The 3929-nt window shown below is 67.0% G+C and carries 2 protein-coding genes; both read left to right on the top strand.

Translation table 11 applies throughout. From position 1 onward, the window contains the following. Positions 1-1300: hydantoinase/oxoprolinase family protein (locus EOA28_RS27605; RefSeq protein ID WP_281060928.1), on the top strand; the 1300-nt coding region annotated here is incomplete at its 5' end. Positions 1301-1547: 247 nt separating this feature from the next. Then, the gene (locus EOA28_RS27610; RefSeq protein ID WP_127251348.1) at positions 1548-3713 is read left to right on the top strand and encodes a malate synthase G; all 2166 of its coding nucleotides are present in this window, start codon (positions 1548-1550) and stop codon (positions 3711-3713) included. Positions 3714-3929: the final 216 nt, after the last annotated feature.

Raw genomic sequence — 3929 nt, forward strand, 5'->3', positions numbered from 1 at the left:
GGCCGCCTTTGCCCGCCAGCGGCCTATCGAGACGATCCTCTCGGGCCCGGCTGCCTCTCTTGTCGGCGCCCGCCACATGACCGGGCTGGACGACGCCATGGTCTCGGATATCGGCGGCACCACCACGGACGTCGCCGTGCTCGACGGCGGCCGCCCGCGCCTCGATCCGGAAGGCGCCACCGTCGGCGGCTTCCGCACCATGGTCGAAGCGGTCGCCATGCGCACCTTCGGCCTTGGCGGCGACTCGGAGGTCACGCTGGAAGACGGCGCGCTCGATCCGAAAATCCTGCTCGGGCCGCGCCGCCTGGTGCCGCTGGCGCTGGCCGGCATGGCGCATGGCGAGGCAGTCACCGCCGAGCTGGAACGGCAGCTGCGGGCGCCGAACCCCGGCCGCATGGACGGGCGGTTTGCCCTGCGCACCGGTGTGCCGGACAGGCTCGCCGCGGGGCTGACCGCGCCGGAAGCGAAGCTCTACGAGGCGATCGGCACTGTCCCGCTGGCGCTTGATCGGCTGCTCTCGTCGAACGCGCAGAACGCCACGCTGAACCGGTTGGTCGCGCGCGGGCTGGTGCATATCTGCGGCTTCACGCCGTCCGACGCCGCGCATGTGCTGGGCAAGCAGTCGAACTGGGACGCCGCCACTGCCCGCCTGGGCGCCGATCTGTTTTCGCGCCGCCGCGACGGCCGCGGCCAGGCGATCGCGGCGACACCCGAAGCCATGGCCGAGCGCGTGCTGACGACGCTCACCCGCTGGTCGGCCGAATACATCCTCGAAACCGCCTTCGCCGAGGACGGGCTGGACGGCGCGGCCACCGTCGCGCATGCGCTGGTGCAGCGCGCGGTCGATGGCCATCCCGGCATCGCCCGCTTCACCGTCGCGCTCGACCGTCCGGTCATCGGGCTGGGCGCCTCGGCGCCGCTGCATTACGCCGGCTTGGCCGTGCTGGTCGGCAATGGCTGCATCGTCCCGGAAGACACCGACGTCGCCAACGCGCTCGGCGCCGTGGTCGGCCAGGTGCGCGTCTCGGCCGAGGCCCGTGTCAGCCAGCCCAAGGAAGGCCTGTTCCGCCTCGCCTCCGGCCAGACGGTGCGCGACTTCACCGAAGAGGCGAAGGCGATCGCGGCGGCCGAGGCCGATGTGCGCGTGCTCGCCGCCGAGCGCGCGAAGGACGCCGGCACCGACAGCGCCGAGATCGACGTCGCCACCGAGTTCAAGGTCTCGACCATCGAAGGCCAGCGCATGTTCATCGAGGCGCATGTGGTGGCCGTGGCGTCGGGAAGGCCTCGGATCGCGGTGTAGCGCAGCCTTCCCCTTCTCCCCTTTGGGAGAAGGTGTCGCCGAAGGCGACGGATGAGGGTGCTCCAGGGAAAGCCAGCGTCTCACTCCGCTGGAACACCCCTCATCCGTCTCGGCGCTGCGCGCCGATCCACCTTCTCCCACAAGGGGAGAAGGAGAAGGCCGCGCCTCCTTCACCCTAAGCCGAATTGACCCCGCAACCCCAAACATGCCAAAGGCCCCGGCAAGCTACCTATCTGGAGACGTGCTGATGACCGACCGCATCGAGATCGCCGGGTTGCGAATTGCCCGGGAGCTCCATGACTTCGTGGCCGAGGAGGCTACGCCCGGCACCGGCATCGATCCGGGAAAATTCTGGGAAGGCTTTTCCGCCATCGTCCACGATCTCGCGCCGAAGAACCGGACGCTGCTCGCCAAACGCGACGCCATGCAGGAGAAACTCGACGGCTGGTACCGCGAAAACGGCGCCCCGATCGACATGGAGGCTTACAAGGCCTTCCTGAAGGAGATCGGCTATCTGGTGCCGGAAGGCGCGGCGTTCAGCGTTTCGACGGAGCATGTCGACCCCGAGATCGCCGTCGTCGCCGGGCCTCAGCTCGTCGTGCCGGTGATGAACGCGCGCTATGCGCTCAACGCCGCCAATGCGCGCTGGGGCTCGCTCTATGACGCGCTCTACGGCACCGACGCCATTCCCGAGACCGGCGGCGCCGAGAAGGGCAAGGGTTTCAATCCCGCGCGTGGCGCGAAAGTCATTACTTGGGCCAAGGATTTCCTCGACCAGTCCGTGCCGCTGACCACCGGCAAATGGGCCGGCGTCAACGGGCTGTCGGTGGCGAATGGCGCGCTGAAAGCGGGTGAGGGCGCCGGCGCCACCACGCTCGCCGACCCAAAGCAGTTTGCCGGCTATCGCGGCGATGCCGAAAATCCGGAAGCCGTGCTTCTGGTCAAGAACGGCCTGCACATCGAAATCGTGATCGACCATGCCAACCAGATCGGCAAGACCGATCCGGCCGGCATTGCCGACGTCGTCCTGGAATCGGCTCTCACGACTATCCAGGATTGCGAGGATTCGGTCGCGGCCGTCGATGCCGAGGACAAGGTCGTGGTCTACCGCAACTGGCTCGGCCTCATGAAGGGCGACCTCGCCGAAGAGATCACCAAGGGCGGCAAAAGCTTTGTCCGCAAGCTCAATCCCGACCGCCGCTATACGGCGCCCAATGGCGGCCAGCTGCTTTTGCCTGGACGCTCGCTGATGCTGGTGCGCAATGTCGGCCACCTGATGACCAATCCGGCGATCACCGACCGCGATGGAAACGAGGTGCCGGAAGGCATCATGGACGCCGCCATCACCGCGCTGATCGCGCTGCACGATGTCGGCGAGAACGGCCGCCGCGCCAATTCCCGCGCCGGCTCGATGTATGTGGTGAAGCCCAAGATGCACGGGCCGGAAGAGGTTGCCTTCGCGGTGGAAATCTTCGACCGTGTCGAGGCGCTGCTCGGCATGCCGAAGAACACCATCAAGATGGGCATCATGGACGAGGAGCGGCGCACCACCGTCAACCTCAAGGAAGCGATCCGCGCGGCCAAGGAGCGCGTGGTGTTCATCAACACCGGCTTCCTCGACCGCACCGGCGACGAGATCCACACCTCGATGGAAGCCGGCCCGATGATCCGCAAGGGCGACATGAAGCAGGCCGCCTGGATCTCCGCCTACGAGGCCTGGAACGTCGACACGGGGCTCGAATGCGGGCTTGCCGGCCACGCCCAGATCGGCAAGGGCATGTGGGCGATGCCGGACCTGATGGCGGCAATGCTGGTTGAGAAGATCGCGCATCCCAAGGCCGGCGCCAACACCGCCTGGGTGCCCTCGCCGACGGCCGCGACGCTGCATGCCACGCATTATCACAAGGTCGATGTGCACGCCGTGCAGGCGGCGCTGAAGAGCCGGCCGAAGGCGAAGCTCGACGACATATTGTCGGTGCCGGTAGCAAGGCGGCCGAACTGGACGCCGGACGAGATCCAGCGCGAGCTCGACAACAATGCGCAGGGCATCCTGGGCTACGTCGTGCGCTGGATCGACCAGGGCGTCGGCTGCTCGAAAGTGCCCGATATCAACGATGTCGGCCTGATGGAGGACCGCGCCACGCTGCGCATCTCCTCGCAGCACATCGCCAACTGGCTGCGCCACAATGTCTGCTCGGAAATCCAGGTCAGGGACTCGCTGCAGCGCATGGCGGCGATCGTCGACCGCCAGAATGTCGGCGACCCGCTCTACCGCCCGATGGCGCCCGACTTCGACAATTCCATCGCCTTCCAGGCCGCCTGCGACCTGGTATTCAAGGGCGCGAGGCAGCCCAACGGTTACACGGAGCCGGTGCTGCACAAGCGGCGGCTGGAGCTGAAGGCGAAGGGCTGAACGCATCGGATCGAAGCGGGGTCAAACCGGCCATCTTGGGTGCATCGATCCTCTTTCGTCGGTCGGCGCCGCCCCTCATCCGCCTGCCGGTGTCCAGCGGATAGATGGGTAACACTTTGAACCGGATACATAGGTAACAGTTTTCTCTCCCTATGATGCGGTCGCCGCAGCGCCAAGCGGTCGGCTTGGCGCGGCGCTGCGGCGAACCAGTTTCAT

The sequence above is a fragment of the Mesorhizobium sp. M2A.F.Ca.ET.067.02.1.1 genome, assembly GCF_004023285.1.
In the GTDB taxonomy this organism is placed as follows: Bacteria; Pseudomonadota; Alphaproteobacteria; order Rhizobiales; family Rhizobiaceae; genus Mesorhizobium.